This is a genomic window from Moorena sp., from assembly GCF_982860115.1.
On record NZ_CEYLVT010000092.1, the window covers coordinates 1 to 16,622 of the forward strand.

General features: G+C 44.2%; 20 protein-coding genes. 11 read left to right on the forward strand and 9 right to left on the reverse strand.

Annotated elements, in window-relative coordinates; translation table 11 throughout:
• The first annotated feature begins 179 nt into the window (after positions 1–179).
• The 3 genes from AC4II3_RS16850 (at position 180) to AC4II3_RS16860 (ending at position 2,807) form a co-directional block, all read left to right on the forward strand.
• The gene (locus AC4II3_RS16850) at positions 180–344 is read left to right on the forward strand and encodes a hypothetical protein (protein WP_488016269.1); all 165 of its coding nucleotides are present in this window, start codon (positions 180–182) and stop codon (positions 342–344) included.
• 331 nt (positions 345–675) lie between these two features.
• Positions 676–2,475 (forward strand): mechanosensitive ion channel family protein, encoded by a 1,800-nt coding sequence (locus AC4II3_RS16855; protein ID WP_488016267.1) that lies wholly within the window; start codon positions 676–678, stop codon positions 2,473–2,475.
• Positions 2,476–2,633: 158 nt separating this feature from the next.
• Positions 2,634–2,807, forward strand: coding sequence for a hypothetical protein (locus tag AC4II3_RS16860; protein WP_488016265.1), 174 nt, complete (start codon positions 2,634–2,636; stop codon positions 2,805–2,807).
• On the opposite strand, the gene AC4II3_RS16865 is transcribed toward AC4II3_RS16860, so the two are convergent.
• Positions 2,799–2,987 (reverse strand): chlorophyll a/b-binding protein, encoded by a 189-nt coding sequence (locus AC4II3_RS16865; protein ID WP_488016263.1) that lies wholly within the window; start codon positions 2,985–2,987, stop codon positions 2,799–2,801. The genes AC4II3_RS16860 and AC4II3_RS16865 overlap by 9 nt on opposite strands.
• Positions 2,984–3,985 carry a succinate dehydrogenase/fumarate reductase iron-sulfur subunit gene (locus tag AC4II3_RS16870; protein WP_488016261.1) on the reverse strand — a complete coding sequence of 334 codons (1,002 nt, stop codon included), beginning with the start codon at positions 3,983–3,985 and terminating at the stop codon, positions 2,984–2,986. Before AC4II3_RS16870 ends, AC4II3_RS16865 begins: the two co-directional genes overlap by 4 nt.
• Before the next feature lie 411 nt (positions 3,986–4,396).
• Here AC4II3_RS16870 and AC4II3_RS16875 point away from each other — a divergent pair, with 411 nt between their 5' ends.
• The 3 genes from AC4II3_RS16875 to AC4II3_RS16885 all read left to right on the forward strand — a co-directional run bounded on the left by AC4II3_RS16875 (position 4,397) and on the right by AC4II3_RS16885 (position 6,560).
• Entirely contained in the window at positions 4,397–4,816 is a 420-nt protein-coding gene (locus tag AC4II3_RS16875; RefSeq protein WP_488016259.1) for an AbrB family transcriptional regulator, read from the forward strand.
• Positions 4,817–4,980: 164 nt separating this feature from the next.
• Positions 4,981–5,109 carry a hypothetical protein gene (locus AC4II3_RS16880; protein WP_488029788.1) on the forward strand — a complete coding sequence of 43 codons (129 nt, stop codon included), beginning with the start codon at positions 4,981–4,983 and terminating at the stop codon, positions 5,107–5,109.
• Between the two features lie 608 nt (positions 5,110–5,717).
• Positions 5,718–6,560, forward strand: a complete 843-nt coding sequence (locus AC4II3_RS16885) for a CPBP family intramembrane glutamic endopeptidase (RefSeq protein WP_488010197.1) — start codon at positions 5,718–5,720, stop codon at positions 6,558–6,560.
• Positions 6,561–7,123: 563 nt separating this feature from the next.
• On the opposite strand, the gene AC4II3_RS16890 is transcribed toward AC4II3_RS16885, so the two are convergent.
• The 6 genes from AC4II3_RS16890 to AC4II3_RS16915 form a co-directional block, all read right to left on the reverse strand.
• The gene (locus AC4II3_RS16890) at positions 7,124–7,243 is read right to left on the reverse strand and encodes a photosystem II reaction center protein J (protein WP_071986820.1); all 120 of its coding nucleotides are present in this window, start codon (positions 7,241–7,243) and stop codon (positions 7,124–7,126) included.
• A 255-nt stretch (positions 7,244–7,498) separates the two neighbouring features.
• Positions 7,499–7,618 carry a photosystem II reaction center protein PsbL gene (gene psbL / locus AC4II3_RS16895; protein WP_071986819.1) on the reverse strand — a complete coding sequence of 40 codons (120 nt, stop codon included), beginning with the start codon at positions 7,616–7,618 and terminating at the stop codon, positions 7,499–7,501.
• An 11-nt stretch (positions 7,619–7,629) separates the two neighbouring features.
• Positions 7,630–7,764: a cytochrome b559 subunit beta gene (gene psbF / locus AC4II3_RS16900; RefSeq protein WP_075897540.1), complete on the reverse strand. Its 135-nt coding sequence runs from the start codon at positions 7,762–7,764 to the stop codon at positions 7,630–7,632.
• 26 nt (positions 7,765–7,790) lie between these two features.
• Complete coding sequence (gene psbE, locus AC4II3_RS16905) at positions 7,791–8,036, reverse strand: cytochrome b559 subunit alpha (RefSeq protein WP_070391736.1); 246 nt, start codon at positions 8,034–8,036, stop codon at positions 7,791–7,793.
• 133 nt (positions 8,037–8,169) lie between these two features.
• Positions 8,170–9,174: a photosynthesis system II assembly factor Ycf48 gene (locus AC4II3_RS16910; protein ID WP_488010199.1), complete on the reverse strand. Its 1,005-nt coding sequence runs from the start codon at positions 9,172–9,174 to the stop codon at positions 8,170–8,172.
• 137 nt (positions 9,175–9,311) lie between these two features.
• On the reverse strand, positions 9,312–9,659 hold the full coding sequence (locus tag AC4II3_RS16915; protein ID WP_488010196.1) for a rubredoxin: 348 nt from the start codon (positions 9,657–9,659) through the stop codon (positions 9,312–9,314).
• 323 nt (positions 9,660–9,982) lie between these two features.
• Between AC4II3_RS16915 and ndhC the strand changes: the two genes are divergently transcribed.
• From ndhC to AC4II3_RS16930, 3 genes are read left to right on the forward strand one after another with little or no spacing between them, the layout of a single operon-like run.
• On the forward strand, positions 9,983–10,345 hold the full coding sequence (gene ndhC / locus AC4II3_RS16920) for a photosynthetic/respiratory NAD(P)H-quinone oxidoreductase subunit C (protein WP_070391734.1): 363 nt from the start codon (positions 9,983–9,985) through the stop codon (positions 10,343–10,345).
• Positions 10,342–11,088: a photosynthetic/respiratory NAD(P)H-quinone oxidoreductase subunit K gene (gene ndhK, locus AC4II3_RS16925; RefSeq protein ID WP_488010195.1), complete on the forward strand. Its 747-nt coding sequence runs from the start codon at positions 10,342–10,344 to the stop codon at positions 11,086–11,088. Before ndhC ends, ndhK begins: the two co-directional genes overlap by 4 nt.
• Positions 11,081–11,611 carry an NAD(P)H-quinone oxidoreductase subunit J gene (locus AC4II3_RS16930; RefSeq protein WP_488010194.1) on the forward strand — a complete coding sequence of 177 codons (531 nt, stop codon included), beginning with the start codon at positions 11,081–11,083 and terminating at the stop codon, positions 11,609–11,611. Before ndhK ends, AC4II3_RS16930 begins: the two co-directional genes overlap by 8 nt.
• A 251-nt stretch (positions 11,612–11,862) precedes the next feature.
• On the opposite strand, the gene AC4II3_RS16935 is transcribed toward AC4II3_RS16930, so the two are convergent.
• Complete coding sequence (locus AC4II3_RS16935) at positions 11,863–12,981, reverse strand: trans-sulfuration enzyme family protein (protein ID WP_488010193.1); 1,119 nt, start codon at positions 12,979–12,981, stop codon at positions 11,863–11,865.
• A 472-nt stretch (positions 12,982–13,453) separates the two neighbouring features.
• On the opposite strand from AC4II3_RS16935, the gene dxr reads away from it, so the two are divergent.
• Together dxr and AC4II3_RS16945 are read left to right on the forward strand one after the other, a co-directional pair.
• The gene (gene dxr / locus AC4II3_RS16940; protein ID WP_488010192.1) at positions 13,454–14,662 is read left to right on the forward strand and encodes a 1-deoxy-D-xylulose-5-phosphate reductoisomerase; all 1,209 of its coding nucleotides are present in this window, start codon (positions 13,454–13,456) and stop codon (positions 14,660–14,662) included.
• Positions 14,663–14,814: 152 nt separating this feature from the next.
• Positions 14,815–16,401: a glucose-6-phosphate isomerase gene (locus tag AC4II3_RS16945; protein WP_488010191.1), complete on the forward strand. Its 1,587-nt coding sequence runs from the start codon at positions 14,815–14,817 to the stop codon at positions 16,399–16,401.
• Positions 16,402–16,622: the final 221 nt, after the last annotated feature.

The following is a 16,622-nucleotide window of genomic DNA, read 5'->3' on the forward strand; positions in this document are numbered from 1 at the left end:
CTACTCCCTACTCCCTACTCCCTACTCCCTACTCCCTACTCCCTACTCCCTAATAGTTTGGCTAGATTATTTAAGTAATCGATAATAATTTATATTCAAATAAAGGGTTTTACCGAATTTCACAGAAGCTAATTATACCAAATGCGGCTGGTAAATATACCATTACCGATAAATAAGCTATGGATGATGGCAGCCATGAAGAATTAATTATCAGCCAGGGAAATAAAGATGTGATAAAAGCGGAGTCAGTATTCAGCAAAGATTTTGCAAAATTTTTGTTCAAGATGTTTATTGATGGAAAATATTGGGCAACAATAAGGACATGGCTCGATTTGAAGCAATAAAAAGCTATCTATACCTTGTTGACTGTTGAGTGTTTACTACCCCCGGGGTCTTCTTTTAGGGTTAGATACAGAGAATTATAAAGGGATAAATTCTGTCAAAACCGAATATTTGCGGAAAATTAGCCTCTGCTGCTCTGCTACTCTGCCCCCCATTAGTCTAAATCGAGCAATGTTACAGCTCTGCCGATCTTCGGGGGTAATGGGGGGAGCAACTGTTGACACTCAACGGTTAAGACTCAACAGTGAACCAAACTATACAGGTTACATCTTCATTGGTTAACACTCAACAGTCAAGCGCACCTAATTAACGTTTTATTAACACGAAAAACCAATGATTCGTTACCGACAAAAGAAAATTAGCATTTTGTTTGGCAGTCTCTTAATGGTTGGGGCATGGTGGTTACCTGTCCAAGCGAAACAGACCACTAATCCAGTCTTAGAGAAAGCAATTACAACTGAGGATCCAACTATTCCGATTGATGAGCTAGAGCTAATGCTCAAGCCCTTGACTAAGGATGAGCTGGATAGTGAAGCTGAGGCGTGGATGTTCTTGCTTAAAACTAAAGTTAAAGAACTTAGCGATGCTGAAATTGCTGTCAAGCGCAAAAATCGAGAGCTTCAACAAACTAAAGAAGCTGTTGATGCCCTAGAAGATGCCAAAGAGGCTCTTGAGGAAGCAACAGATACTAAGGAAAAAATAGAGACTGAGGGATCGGCTAAGGATCGCCTTAAAGCTTTAGAAGCTGCTGAAGACGCACAAGAAGCTCTCGAAAAAGCTCAGGAGTCAGTAGAAGAAGCAGTCAAAGAAGAAGAAAAGACCAAGCAAGATCAAACTTTGCAAGGGGCGATTGATAAAGCAGTTGAAGGTACTGAAGAGGAAAAAGATAAAGCCAAAACCTCAAACGAGGATGTTGCTAAGGTTCAAGATAAGATCGGGACAATTAGCAACAAAATCGTTACTGATGAACAAGAGCAGAAAAAGACTCAACAGGGACTTGACAACGCTAAACAAGACCTAGAAGAAGCAGTCGAGGCCAAGACCGAAGTTAAAAAGCAAGTGCTAGTCAATATGACTGCACTGCGGGAGGAACGCACTGCTTTAAGCGATCGCTTTGAGGTGGTACTCGAAGAGCTGGAAACTAAAGGCGGTGATGTTCAGTTGTACAACAAATACATTGATGCCATCAGTGGGATTAAGGTTGACGTCACCGACACTGAAGGAACCTGGATTACCATCGTCGGCTGGCTCCAGTCTAAAGAAGGAGGTATCCGCTGGGCGAATAATATTGGCACATTTTTAGGAATCGTCGCTGGCTTTAGCATCCTCTCCCTGATTGTAGGAACAGTGCTCGAGAAATCTTTGTGGATGTTCCCGAATATGTCAGCTATGCTGCGTCAGTTCGTAGTTAGGATAACCCGCCAAGGATTATTTTTGCTGGGTATTCTTTTAGGTATAACTGCTTTAGAGGTCAGTATTGGTCCACTAATGGCCATGATTGGAGCTGCTGGTTTTGTGGTAGCGTTTGCGTTCCAAAATACTCTCGGTAACTTTGCCAATGGGTTAATGATCTTGCTCTATAAACCCTTCGACGTGGGCGATATGATTGAAGTCGCTGGGGTAAAAGGTACGGTTAAGGATGTCAACTTAGTTTGCACCACCATCAATACTGTGGAAAATAAAATCATTATCGTGCCGAACAACTCAATCTGGGGTAATGTTATTGCCAACGAAACCAGTAGCTCCGTCCGCGCTATGTTCCTCACCGTAAGGATCAGCTACAGCAATAGTATTACTCAAGCGATCCAAGTTCTTAAGGATATTGCCAACTCTCATCCCTTAGTATTGGAAGACCCAGGACCTTGGATCGACACTGGGGAATTGGCTGAATATGCTGTTAACATTTGGTTTATGGCATATACGAAGAAAGAGGATTACTGGACAGCCTATTGTGACATCAGCCGAATTATAAAAGAAAGATTTGAAGAAGAGGGAATTGTGATCCCACTGCCTCAGCAGGAAATATACATCAGCCAAGCTATGGCTAAGCAAGACCTTCCCCTAGCAGGAAGTCATGGCGAGATAGCAACTCCAAAGCCCCATAGCTCTTTCCCCAACGGTAAGACAGCTTAAATCTCTAGACTAATCTATAGAATGCCTACTTTCGTATAGCAGCGGTCCACAATCTATCTAATTAACACAACTGATCCCAAATCCGGGTGCAATACTCCGGTTAAATTACCTTAATTAATTGATTTAATTCATTGCCAAGAGCCTTGTAGAGACCTAGCATGCTAGGTCTCTACATTTGTGTAGCCGTAACAATTGCCTCGTCAGAGCAAGGAGGAAATCCCAGCAGAGGTAGTATAACCGTCAATGGTCAACCGTCAACAATCCTGATGGTAAGAGCCAAGAAATCTCAAGCTCGGGATCATTATATAGTAGTTGGAAATTCCTTAGAGTAGACCCAGCCAAGTCAACAAACCTTGACCAGTGAGCAACTCCAGTAACACGATACAAACTAAGGCAACCATCGCAAACCTGCCGTTGATTTGCTCAGCATAGGGAGTCCAACCAAAAGCTGGTAATGGTTGGTTAAAAGACTCCTCAGATGATTCACTGTTATTGGGTGTTTCAGAACTCATGGCTGCTCAGATCCTTCAGACTCCAAATTTTTTACCGATTCAATTAGCGATCGCACTTGTGATGTTCCTGCTGATGGAGAAAAGCTCAAGGGAAACTTACCTCGAACTAGCATTCGTAATCCCAGTGGTCCTAGGCTCACCAAACCTTGGATATCTCGAAATGAGTTACCAAGGACCTGCAAGCCAAACTTACGCTCATCAATCCAACCTCCCTCTTTGACTAAATCAATTAGGACTTTGCGGTGGCGGATTGGACGACTATCATAGGTCTCAATGCCTTCAAGAATATGCTGTTTAATCTTACCAATTTGATCCATAGGAGCCACATCCATCGGGCAAACCGCATTACACATCATACAGCGGGTACAACCCCAGACTCCTTTTATTGCTTCGTTATATTTCTCCAAACGATTTTCTGTGGTATTATCACGAGAATCTACCACCAAACGCTGTGCTTTAGCTAAGGCATGAGGACCGACAAAATCTTGATTAACTTCTTTGGCATTACACTCAGAATAACAGGCACCACACATGATACAATTACCAGCCTGAGCCAAAAGCGATCGCTCTTCAGGACTCTGTAAAAATTCCCGTTCGGGAATCTTCCTAGCAGCAGTGCTGACGTAGGGATCTACAGCTTCTAAGTTATCCCAGAAGCTGCTCATCTCAACGACTAAATCCTTGATTATTGGCATATTACCCAGAGGTGCTATAGTAATCTCCGGAATTTTAGACTGATCTGGGAGCTGTTGCTTCCCCAATTCATTGCCCACATTTTCCTTACACGCCAAAGCCGAGCGACCATTAATTCGTATGCCACAGCTACCACAAATCGTGTTGCGACAATTTTTGCGAAAAGCTAAAGTACCATCTTGTTCCCACTTAATACGATTCAAGCATTCCAGAATCGTGTTTCCTTTCTCGACATCTAGCCTATAAGTCTGGAGTAGTGGAGCAGTGTTTTGAGTCTGTCGAATGATTTTAAAATCAACTTGCATAAAACTAAGCTCTTGAGTATTCCAACATATACAAGGATAATCGGTAAGGTTAAGGGATGATATAACCAACACGACTAGGGTTGAGGTAAGTAGTTCCTCTTGATAATTAGGCCATACTTGTTTCACTACTCCCTAGGTCAGCAAAATCCCTCGCTAGTTGACTTCTGGTGTAAGAGTGCAATCCTATTGGTATGTTTCCTGGATTATTTTCATAGTTATCATATTACTGCCCCTATAGGGTTAGGCAGGGATTGTCTGATCTGTTAGTATTGAAATACGTAAAGATTTAAACAAATGATCCAAAATATCTTGTCAACTGAGATAGATTTAACGATATATTTTTAATAGAGCCAAAGTTTGGCTATTAATGATCTTGACCACTCTGAAGTTTAAAGGATATCTCGTGAGATTATGCCAGAGATTTCAACTACTCCCCTAACTGGTAAAGCATTACTTCAAAAAGTAAAAGAGCTATCACACTTGCCTCGCCGAGAGACAGCCAAGCGTTGCGGCTATTACACTATAACTAAAACAGACCAGACCCGCGTCAATTTAACAGATTTTTATGATGCGGTTTTAGCAGCCAAGGGTGTTCCCCTGGATCCAGAAGGCACAAAAGATGGTCGGGGGCGTGAACCGACTTATCGTGTGAGTGTCCATAAGAATGGTCAAATTGTTATTGGTTCAACCTACACTCATGCCATGGGATTAGAGCCTGGTGATGAATTTGAAATTAAACTAGGCTACAAGCATATCCATCTTAAGCAGGTGGATGGCGAGTTTGAATCTGAAGAGGTATCTACTCAGAAAGCAAAGAAAGCCACCTCTTAGTGCGTGTTCCCTAGCGCTTTTTCAAAGCGCGGGGTCGCACCGCAAAGAAGTAATCCTTCTTACAGAAAATCCTGCGAGTTTGAAACCCCCGTCTCTAAGGGAGCGGGGATGAAAAACGAAAGTGTGGGGCGAGCGACGCCTCCCCATGAAGATTCTTTGGGGACGTGAGCTTTGAAGAATTTATTGGCGACGTGATGGGTAAAGCCCCCGTGATTGATCCGGGGGATATAAGCTTGCTTGGCGAATTTATTCGTCAATGGATATTTTTTTATTCTGTTGTCGGTAATCCCTAAACTAGCGCTGTCCTATATAATAGGAAGTCAGACAACCAACTTGCCTGAATATAAATAGACAACGTAAAAACCTGTTAAAAGAATGATACGTGCATCTCGGTTTCGTCTAACGATCTGGGAGTCTATGAAACGAATAAGGTAGATATTTTATTAAAGTTGATTGTCTGCCATTCTAAAAAAGGTACCGTGGGGTTTGAAGTTACCGTAAGTAGAGTGGAGCCTTTACAGGGGACTGGCTATGAGAAAAAGGGTCAAAACTTATTAACTAAGGCTCCACTCTACTAAGGTTTCGTTTCCGGCACACCAGAACCTGGAGCTTAAATCCAAACCCTGGGGCAGATTTTGCCTCTACTTTGCTTTGTGAAAACCATTATAGGCGCGCTCTTACCATTAAGAATTAAATTCGCGTGGTTATTGTCGCACCTGTAGAAACAAAAATCTTCTTTCTACTACCTGAGGAGTCGGTACACCAGGCTATTATTAAGCAGCCCGATTTACTTTCTCGTTAGGCAACTTGGCATAGGAAAAAAGCAGCCGCTTATGGTAGTGTAGTTGAGACCTTATAGTAATTTGATAGTAACTTTGATAGCAATTTGCAAATCTCGCCAATGGCTATTCTTGATCAGGCAACTAATGGGTCGTTTGTGTCATTAATGACGTCAACTACTATTTTGAAGGTAGGAACTTTTTTCCTAGCTTGGGTAGTTTTGTGGCTGCCCCTAGCTCTCCCTATAGCTATAGTTTTAAAGTGGCGTCCAAATCAACCTTTAGCACCAGGCCAAAAGTTACCACTACTCGCAGCACTTTACCTAATTGCTCCCCTAATTTTATGGGGAGCTTCTCAACTAGAGGGGGTGCCCTTCTCCGATTACGGATTGGAGTGGAAATTAAGCGTTTTAGGGTCTTTAGGATTGGGACTAGGAGTAGGTATTTTCAGCTTAATCATAATATTTACTGGGCAATTATCACTAGGCTGGGTGCGCTGGAATTCTGAAAATTGGCAGCGTTTGGTACCGATATTACTGCCAGTGATGTTATTAGGTCTGTGGATTGGGCTTACAGAAGAGTTAGTCTTTCGTGGCTTCTTAGTAAATCAACTAAAGCAGGAGTATTCGATCGGGGTAGGAGCAGCCATCTCTAGTGGGATTTTTGCCCTGTTACACCTAGTTTGGGAACAAAAAGATACTATCCCTCAGTTACCAGGATTATGGCTAATGGGAATGGTATTAGTCCTAGCCCGTTGGGTGGATGGAGGCAGCCTGGGTTTAGCATGGGGACTACATGCTGGTTGGATTTGGGGTTTAACTTGCTTGGACTCAGCTGAATTAATTGCTTACACAGGCAGTGGACCAATTTGGATAACGGGTTTGGCAGGAAAACCGTTAGCTGGGATAGTTGGTCTTCTTTGTTTATTGGAAGTTGGGGCTTTATTATTACTGTTGCCGAATTAGCTGGTCAAGATTTGATAAACATGTGACATCCTCCACACACTGACCCTTCGGGTACAGTCTGGGCTTCCCAATCTTACTACTCGGCAATCCTAGTTGTTCTATTTCGAGATTTCGCTTCTGACCTAGGTTGAGCCACCTCACTCCCCGGCAGACCGACTGCAGAGAGGTTTTATACTCCCCAGTGTCCTTGGGTAATGATTTGTTCTAAACCACGCTGCTTGATGACAACAGCAGCGGCATGATCTCTAGTTGTTGAATATCCACAAACATCACATTGATGCACCCGTTCTGACCCCCCACTAGTTAAATTGGCTTTAATCTTGTCAACAGACTCTATCCGCCAAGCTGTCTTAAAAGCTAATTACCAAAAAAAATACCGCCAGCTCAAGTTAAACCAGCGATTATCTGTTATCTGTTTACTAACCTTAGGTGCGCTCTTGCCATTAAGAATTAAATTCTTAATGGCAAGAGCGCACCTGTGGATTTACTTCGTTTTCTATTGGTGAACCTTCCAGTGGGCGAGGGAACCTCGCCGGGGTGTTAACCAAAGAAATTGGTCTACTTTACATCGAAGAACCAACTCCCACATAGGCACCATAGAAGAAAAGACCAACCACTACGAGCACACCAGTACCAGCGATAGTGGCAACTATCCATAAAGGAATTCTTCCCCCTCCAGACACAGCTTATACCTCCAATTTTAAATCAAGTTTTTTTTAGATGCAGTTAACGATAGAAGGCTTAATAACTAGTCTTAATAACTAGTAATTTCCTTGAAAAGCCTCCCTAGTGGTAAGGGTTTTGTCCAACTCCGTTTCAGGAGCAAAGTAGTAAATTTCCGATTAACCGGAAATTACCAGGGAATTAACTAAGAGTCTTTTCCCGTCTACATCCTAGCCTTCTCTAAGATGGAGATTTAGGCGAATCTGTTAAATCAGTTAATTGAAGAAATAACTAGAAAACAGAATACCAAGCACAAAAATCAGTAATAGACCTAAGTAAAGAGACGTCCGATTGAGTTCAACCGGCTGTCTATTGGGATTGGAATTCCGCTCCATAATTGTTTCTCCTATCGTTGAATAAATTGCATGGCTGCGATCGCGCCTAAGAAAAATACTGAAGGAACGGCTAGGGTATGAACCGCTAACCATCTAACCGTGAAAATCGGATACGAAACTGGTTGATTGGGATTACTGCTAGTCATGATTGTCTGCCTTTATCTAAAAAACCTTATGGAGCAAATTCTTCAACTTGCTGTTTAGCATTGTAGCGGTCGGAAACGATTGGTAGTTCCATCCGCTCTTGAGTAAAGTATTCATTAGGACGGGGTGTGCCAAACGCATCGTAAGCCAGACCAGTGCTCACAAAAAGCCAACCAGCGATAAATAGGGCTGGGATAGTAACACTGTGAATGACCCAGTAACGAACGCTGGTAATAATATCACCAAACGGACGTTCTCCAGTTGTACCTGCCATCGTAGATTCCTCCTACCAACAACCGTTTAAAATTCCATAACTATAATAGTTCTAAGTGCCGTTTTTTTCTACATCTTCGATGTAGAAAGATAAAACGAAACTGACTGCCATCGATCATAGGGATTTCCAAGCCCTAAGCTTCCTGGGTAGGCGGCTCATACTTGAGTAAAACCCCTTTCTGACCAATGACAAACCCCTGTTCTGGTGTTACAAAGACGATTTTGTAAAAATTGGAGGGAACATCCCTAAGATCCCGGTCTTTTTGCCAGGTTTTTCCACCATCAAAGCTACAAAGCAAATTACCACTGCCACCTGCTACCCAAATTTCATTGGGTGTGCGATAGGCTAAGTCAAGTAACCCCAAGCTGTTGGAAACTTCCGGGTAGATCGGTTCTTCCCACTGTTCTAGGTCTTCGGCACTGCTAAATTGGACCTGACCACCCCGGGCAAGAATCCACAGACGACCATCGGGGGTAAATCCCATATTCTGGAGACGCTTGGAACTGTAACGATTATGCTGTAACCAAGCACTCTGACCTGGATCCCAAGTGGAGTAAAAGTTACCTCTAGCAGAGACAGCCACGTATTTACCATCTTCAGAGCGGGAAATATTACGGGTTACTCCGACCGCCTGTGCTACCTGTGCTTTCCAGGTCTTCCCAGCATCCTTAGTCTGATAAATTGCGCCAACATCAGTGGTCATCTCTGCTGAGTTGGGTCCGAGAGCCAGGATTCTGTTGGGTGAACCTGGTAACTTTTCACTTAAGAGAATGCGAGACCAAGATTCACCCCCATCAGTAGTATGGAGCATGATCGAGGGTTGACCAACAATCCACCCCTCATCACCAGCAAAGCTTACAGAGGAGAAGCGATAATTTTCATCTCCTAGATCCAAGCCTTTCTGTTCCCATGTATTCCCGCCATCCTGAGTCTCAAAAATTGTGGCATAGCTACCCACAATCCATCCATGACTAAGATCCCCCGTAAAGCCAATGTCTTGCATGGTCGCTTCTGTGGGTAAGGAAATAACCGCCCAAGGATTGTAGCTTATGGATGAAGGAGATTTGCAGCTGACACAAATTAATGCCACCGCCAGTAATATTAAAATTTGTTTCAGCGTTTTCATCAAATATCTCATTATTCCCAGAACTTCTTGAGTATGGCAGCGTTCTCCGTAGGTTTTCAGACCCCACCAAGGGCGATGGCTTCTAGATATAAGCTTTGGTGATGCCAGCAGTTGCTCACGTTCACGCATACAAGCCAACTGCCCTGATTTCAGTTCAAACCGTAAAGGCTCAGAAAAAACAAAAAGCCTAATCCTAAAGCGGCAAAAATTAAAAGGTTCTTTTGTGCTGGTGTCATGCGGTTAACACCGAAGCCATAGGTAAGATTCTCCTGAAATCCAGACGGGGCATTAACAGCACCAATATTAATAAACTGAATTTTCGGAGCGTTGCACACTGGACAGCGCCAGTCATCTGGCAAATCCTTATATAATGTCCCTCCTGGAACATTGCGATTACTATCTCCCTTGGTCGGATCGTAAACATAGCCACAAGCACGGCATTCATAGCTGCTGGGTGCCTGTTCAGCTAGGGTTTGCTCTGGGGCTCGTTCAGTCATTGCTCTGTAAGCTTAAGCAGCAAATCTTAATAACTATGTTAAAAAATATTATCACACACTAAGTGTCAGATTTTCTTAACTTTCGATTTAAGCTCAGGAGTTTCTCCGAGATGCCTGACCCGATTTTTGATCAACCCTTGAAATGCTAGGGTCTTCTAGGCACAGCGATTACCCTCAACTACGATCAACATTGAAGTCTATGGTAGTCATTGGCTTTTGAGAACCAACCACTGACCCCTGAGGACCGTTCAAAGGGGCAGAGCACCTATAATAAAGTTTGTAAAGAAGTACTAACGCCAGTTTTTACCTGGCACTGACCAATTGTGTTTGTTCTTAGCGGTTACGAGTATCTCTTAGGCTTCATACTAGCTTGCAGCTTAGTTCCCCTACTAGCCTTGTCGGCTTCCAAGCTTTTGCGACCTAGCCATCGGGAGCCAGAGCGGCGCACCACCTATGAATCTGGTATGGAACCAGTGGGGGGTGCTTGGATTCAGTTCAACATTCGTTACTATATGTTCGCCCTAGTGTTCGTGATTTTCGATGTTGAAACTGTATTCCTCTATCCCTGGGCTGTCGCCTTCAATCGGCTGGGATTACTGGCATTTGTGGAAGCCCTAATTTTTATTGCAATTCTTGTGGTTGCTCTGGTTTACGCTTGGCGCAAAGGAGCCTTGGAATGGTCATGAAATCTAATGTTACAAAAGATAGTGCTGCTATAGAACAGCAGCAAACAAACAAAATTCTTAACCCGATTGAGCGAACGCAAGTCACTCAAGACCTATCGGAAAATGTAATCTTAACTACAGTAGACGACCTTTACAACTGGGCGCGGCTTTCCAGCCTCTGGCCGATGTTGTATGGTACGGCTTGCTGCTTCATTGAATTTGCAGCAATGATTGGGTCGCGGTTTGACTTTGACCGTTTTGGTTTGGTTCCTCGTTCTAGCCCCAGGCAAGCGGATTTAATTATCACAGCCGGTACCATAACCATGAAAATGGGACCAGCACTGGTTCGTCTTTATGAGCAGATGCCAGAGCCAAAGTACGTGATTGCCATGGGAGCTTGTACTATCACTGGCGGCATGTTTAGCGTTGATTCTCCAACAGCAGTCCGTGGTGTGGATAAATTGATTCCAGTGGATGTCTATATACCTGGGTGTCCCCCTCGTCCAGAAGCAATCATGGATGCTATTGTCAAGCTTCGCAAAAAGGTGGCTAACGAGTCGATTCAGGAGCGTGGTCAGCTCAAGCAAACCCACCGTTACTACAGCACCACTCACAACATGAAAGTGGTACCAGAGATTTTGACGGGTAAGTACCTCCAATCAGAGGAGCGCTATACTGCACCCAAGCAGTTGACCGAGGGGATGGGAATAGCAGTACCACCAGCACTCAAATCCTATCAAAAGCAGGAGGTAGAGCGTGGCTGAAGATTCAAAACCCGTAGAGCAAACGACACAAGTCTCTGAGATAGTTGAAGCTGGAAAAGTCTCGGGATGGCTCAAGGAAAACGGTTTTGAGCATGAGTTCATGGAGTTGGATCACCTAGGCGTTGAGGTACTCAAAGTAGAACCAGATGTCTTGCTTCCCATTGCTACTGCTCTATACGCCTATGGGTTTAACTACCTCCAATGTCAAGGAGGCTATGATTTTGGTCCTGGGGCAGACTTGGTCAGCTTTTACCACTTGATTAAAGTGAGTGATAATACTGATCAGCCTGAGGAAGTGCGTGTAAAAGTCTTCCTACCGCGAGATAATCCTAAGGTTCCCTCGGTGTACTGGATTTGGAAAGCTGCTGATTGGCAGGAGCGGGAAACCTACGATATGTTCGGTATAGTTTTTGAAGGACACCCTAACCTGAAGCGGATTTTGATGCCAGAAGATTGGGTGGGTTGGCCTTTGCGGAAGGATTATATATCACCGGACTTCTACGAATTACAGGATGCTTATTGATTAGCTTCCAGCAAAAGAAGCACCACATCTGCGATCGCTTTTAGCGTGGCCAACGGCCAATCGCGTAGCGGCTCGTACCGAGCATTGCGTTGGGTGAGTGTGGTCGCAGAAACAACATTGAAAAGAGTCGCCTTATTTTATGTGACTTAAAACTATTACTGCGACTCCTATTGACTATTTTGACTACCCTTTTCTGGCAGTCATTCAAACACTCACGTTTCACTGAATTGTGGGGCTTCTTTTGCCAGAAGCTAACCTAAAGCTTGGGCGAGATCTTCTAGTAGATCATCAGTATGTTCAAGACCGACAGACATCCGTAACAAATTGTCTGGGGTTCGGGTACCAGGAAATTCCATGGAAGCACGATGTTCAACTAAACTCTCTACACCACCCAAGCTAGTGGCTCGTGTAAATATCTTCACCTTGCCAGTAAAGGCAAAAGCATCTTCCCTGTTTCCTTTCACCTGGAAAGAAATCATACCCCCAAACAGGTTCATCTGAGCAGCAGCAATTCTATGTCCTGGATGGTTTGGTAATCCGGGATAATGAACAGCTTCTACTTGGGAGTGTTCTTCTAAAAACCGTGCCACCTTCAAGGCATTTTCTGAATGAGCTCTCATGCGGTAGGGTAAGGTCTGAATGCTCCGCAGGAGTAACCAACAGTCGAAAGGGGCGGCTACTGAACCGCCAGCCATCTGAATTGTTTTAATTTTTTGAAAAAATTCATCCTCAACCTTAGTAATCACCGCACCTCCTAAGACATCACTGTGTCCACCGAGATACTTGGTTGTGGAGTGGATAACCAAATCTGCACCCAATTCCAACGGACGTTGGCTAATCGGTGTTGCCCAAGTGTTATCGCAAACACAATAGACATTATGGTTATGGGCAATATGGGCAATTTTGCTGATATCGGTAACCCTTAACATCGGATTGGAAGGGGTTTCTATCCAAATCAGCTTGGTATTGGGTTGAACTGCCTCCATGACTGTGCTAGGGTTAGCCATATCTACAAAAGTTACCCCCAAATTCCAAGGGCCGAAAATTTCTCGCAAGAGAAACCCAGTTCCTGTGTAACTATCTATAGGTGCAACTACATGGTCTCCAGGGGACAAAGCCTGGAAGATACTCAAGGTAGCAGCTGAACCAGAAGAAAAAGCGGCGGCTGCTGCTCCACCCTCTAGTTTAGATAGGCATTTTTCCAGACTATCCCGATTCGGGTTATTATCTCGACTGTAGTTATAACCCTGAGGGTAGCTGCCGTCTGGCTGACGTTCAAATGTAGTAGATAGATAAATTGGGGACACTACTGCCCCTGTAGCTGAGTCAATATTATGGCCAGCATGCACTGCCAGTGTCTCAATTTTCATGCAACCTTTTGCTCAAATCACTGATAATACCTGTTCAGAGGTAAGACCCCAATCATATATAAATTGTGAATATATAAATTGTGGCGTTCCTCATACTTATGAGGTACTGTCAATTTTATTCCGCCCTTATTAAGGAGGGGCAGGGGGATTCGTACTCCCCACTCCCTACTCCCTATTCCCTAAAACCCAGGACTTTGTACCTCACCTCACCCAATTGAAAACTGCGATATATACATCTTGGCCATATGATGCCGCATTAATCCGGTCTACGTTGTGTTATTGACTACATAAGGCTTGCTTATCACTGACAATAGGGGTAAAACTTTATCAAAACCCATATTCAGTAAGGTTTGTTGCCAAATTGCCATTACTATAAGAAAACTTTAGCAATCGTTTTAATTGGCTTGAGTGACTTATAGGCTTCCCATTGCCCCGGTATGATAGGGGAGTTGTTGGTAATTATAAAAAAATTGTGAAAAAAATTACACTCTTAGGTTCCACTGGCTCAATAGGTACCCAAACTCTCGATATTGTTAATCAATACCCCGAGCAATTCCAGTTAGTGGGATTGGCAGCTGGGCGCAATGTGGAAATGTTAGCCGCTCAAATTCGGCAATTTCGACCGATAATTGCCGCAATTCGTGATCAAGAGAAATTGCCAGAACTCAAAGCAGCAATTGCTGACCTTGACCCCCAACCTATTATTTTAGGGGGCGAAGCTGGAGTGGTAGAAGTGGCACGCTATGGTGATGCGGAAGCTGTAGTTACTGGCATTGTAGGCTGTGCGGGTTTGTTGCCTACTATTGCTGCTATTGAAGCGGGTAAAGACATTGCTTTAGCGAATAAAGAAACTCTAATTGCAGGTGGTCCAGTGGTACTACCGTTAGTGGAAAAACATGGTATTAAGCTGCTACCAGCTGACTCAGAACATTCGGCAATTTTTCAGTGTCTTCAGGGAGTGCCAGCAGGGGGATTGCGGCGGATTATCCTAACCGCATCCGGGGGGGCTTTCCGAGATTGGTCCGTGGACAAGTTAGCTTCAGTGAAGGTGGCTGATGCCCTCAAGCATCCCAACTGGTCAATGGGACGTAAAATTACTGTAGACTCTGCCACCCTGATGAATAAGGGCTTGGAAGTGATTGAGGCTCACTTCCTGTTTGGCATGGATTATGACCACATCGACATTGTGATTCATCCCCAGAGTATTATTCACTCCCTGATTGAACTACAAGATACCTCAATGTTAGCTCAGTTAGGTTGGCCAGATATGCGCTTGCCTTTACTCTATTCCCTCTCATGGCCGGAGCGGATCTATACCGATTGGGAACCACTAGATTTGGTGAAAGCTGGTAATTTGACGTTTAGGGAACCGGATCATCAGAAATATCCCTGTATGGGCATCGCTGATGCCGCTGGTCGGGCTGGTGGATCGATGCCAGCGGTATTGAATGCAGCGAATGAGCAGGCAGTTGCCCTATTCCTAGAGGAGAAAATTGGTTATTTGGATATTGCTCGTTGTATTGAATCTGTATGCGATCGCCACCAAGCTGATAACTGTTCCAATCCTTCCTTAGACGATATCTTGGCAGCAGATCAATGGGCAAGACAGGAAGTTTTAGCGGCTAGTAAGTTGCTCCGGGATTCGATCACTTTCCCGCAGCCTCTAGCTTCAACAAGTTGATTGGGTTCAAGACCTGCTCAAAAATCTAAAAAACGTTTTGGCAACAATCGCCCATAGCCCCGACCTCAAGGGCTAGCTCAGTCGGGGTAGTTTAGGCTATGTGCTTGCCTTAAACTTGTGAGTGGACAATAAAAGAAGTTGGAGAGCTACTTATGGACGCCGCTGCACTCTGGCAACGCTATCAGGATTGGCTTTATTACCACGAAGGATTAGAGCTTTACCTCGATATCAGCCGTATGGGGTTTGATGATGCCTTTGTGGAGGCGATGCTGCCTAAGTTTGAAAAGGCATTTAAGGATATGGATGCCCTAGTCAACGGTGCGATCGCAAACCCTGATGAAAACCGCATGGTCGGTCACTACTGGCTAAGAGACCCGGACTTAGCCCCAACTCCAGAACTCCAACAAGACATTGTCAACACTCTCGAAAAAATTGAAACCTTTACCCAAAATGTCCACACGGGTGCCATCCATCCCCCTAGGGCACCAAAATTTACTGATGTTATTTCCATTGGTATTGGGGGTTCTGCCCTTGGTCCTGAGTTTGTCGCTGAAGCCCTCGGGCCAGACTCTCCTCCTTTAGCCATTCACTTTATTGACAATACTGACCCAGCTGGCATTGATGCTGTGCTGACCCGACTCCAAGACCGATTATCTAGCACTCTGGTATTAGTCATCTCCAAATCTGGGGGAACACCAGAAACTCGTAACGGCATGGTGGAAGTTAAAACAGCCTACGAGTCTCAGAATCTAGACTTTGCATCCCAGGCTGTTGCCATTACGGGTGTTGGCAGCAAACTAGATCAATTGGCAAAATCCGAAGGTTGGCTGGCCACCTTTCCCATGTACGATTGGGTAGGAGGACGTACCTCTGAAATGTCAGCTGTAGGACTACTTCCAGCTTCACTACAAGGGATTGATATCCGTCAGATGCTGGCTGGTGCTAAAGATATGGATAGCGCTACCGTTAGCCCCGAGGTCAAAAGCAATCCAGCAGCGTTACTTGCCCTATGCTGGTACTTTGCTGGCAATGGCAAGGGAGAGAAAGATATGGTCATGTTGCCTTACAAAGACAGTCTATTGCTATTCTCCCGTTACTTACAGCAGCTGGTAATGGAATCTCTAGGTAAGGAAAAAGACCTAGATGGCAATATGGTTTATCAGGGCATTGCAGTTTATGGTAACAAAGGCTCAACGGATCAACATGCCTACGTACAACAACTTCGGGAAGGTGTTCCCAATTTCTTTGTCACGTTCATTGAAGTCTTAGAAGACCGACAAGGAAAGTCTCCAGAAGTAGAAGCCGGTGTAACTGCGGGAGACTATCTATCAGGTTTATTACAAGGTACTCGGCAAGCGTTGTATGAAAATCAACGGGATTCCATTACCGTAAGCATTCGTCAGGTCAATCCTAGAACCGTGGGGGCATTAATTGCCCTGTATGAACGTGCTGTTGGTCTTTATGCATCCTTAGTGAATATCAATGCTTATCACCAACCTGGGGTAGAAGCGGGTAAAAAAGCCGCCGCTGCCATTCTGGATTTACAGAAACAGGTCATGGAGGTACTACACCAGGAAAGTGTTGCCATATCTATTTCGGAGTTAGCTGAGAAAGTGGGAGCCCCTGACCAAATTGAAGGGATTTACAAATTGCTGCGTCATCTGGCTTATAACCAGCGGGGTATTGTCTTAGAAGGAAATCTGGGGCAACCAAGTAGTCTTAAAATTTCTGCTGTATAAGCTAATACACATTTGACCTTTTTTGTTGACAGTTGACTGTTAATCATTGACAGCCAACCGTCAACTTAAAGGCTAGTTAACAAAACAGACGTTAGGCTTCCTAGTCAACTCAAGAAACTTGCTAGAATAGAAAGCATAAAAGGTTAGATTATATCTTAAATGTAACGTTTTTTACAAAAAATTAACGTTTTTTAAAATTTTGGTTATGCTGGCCATAAAGG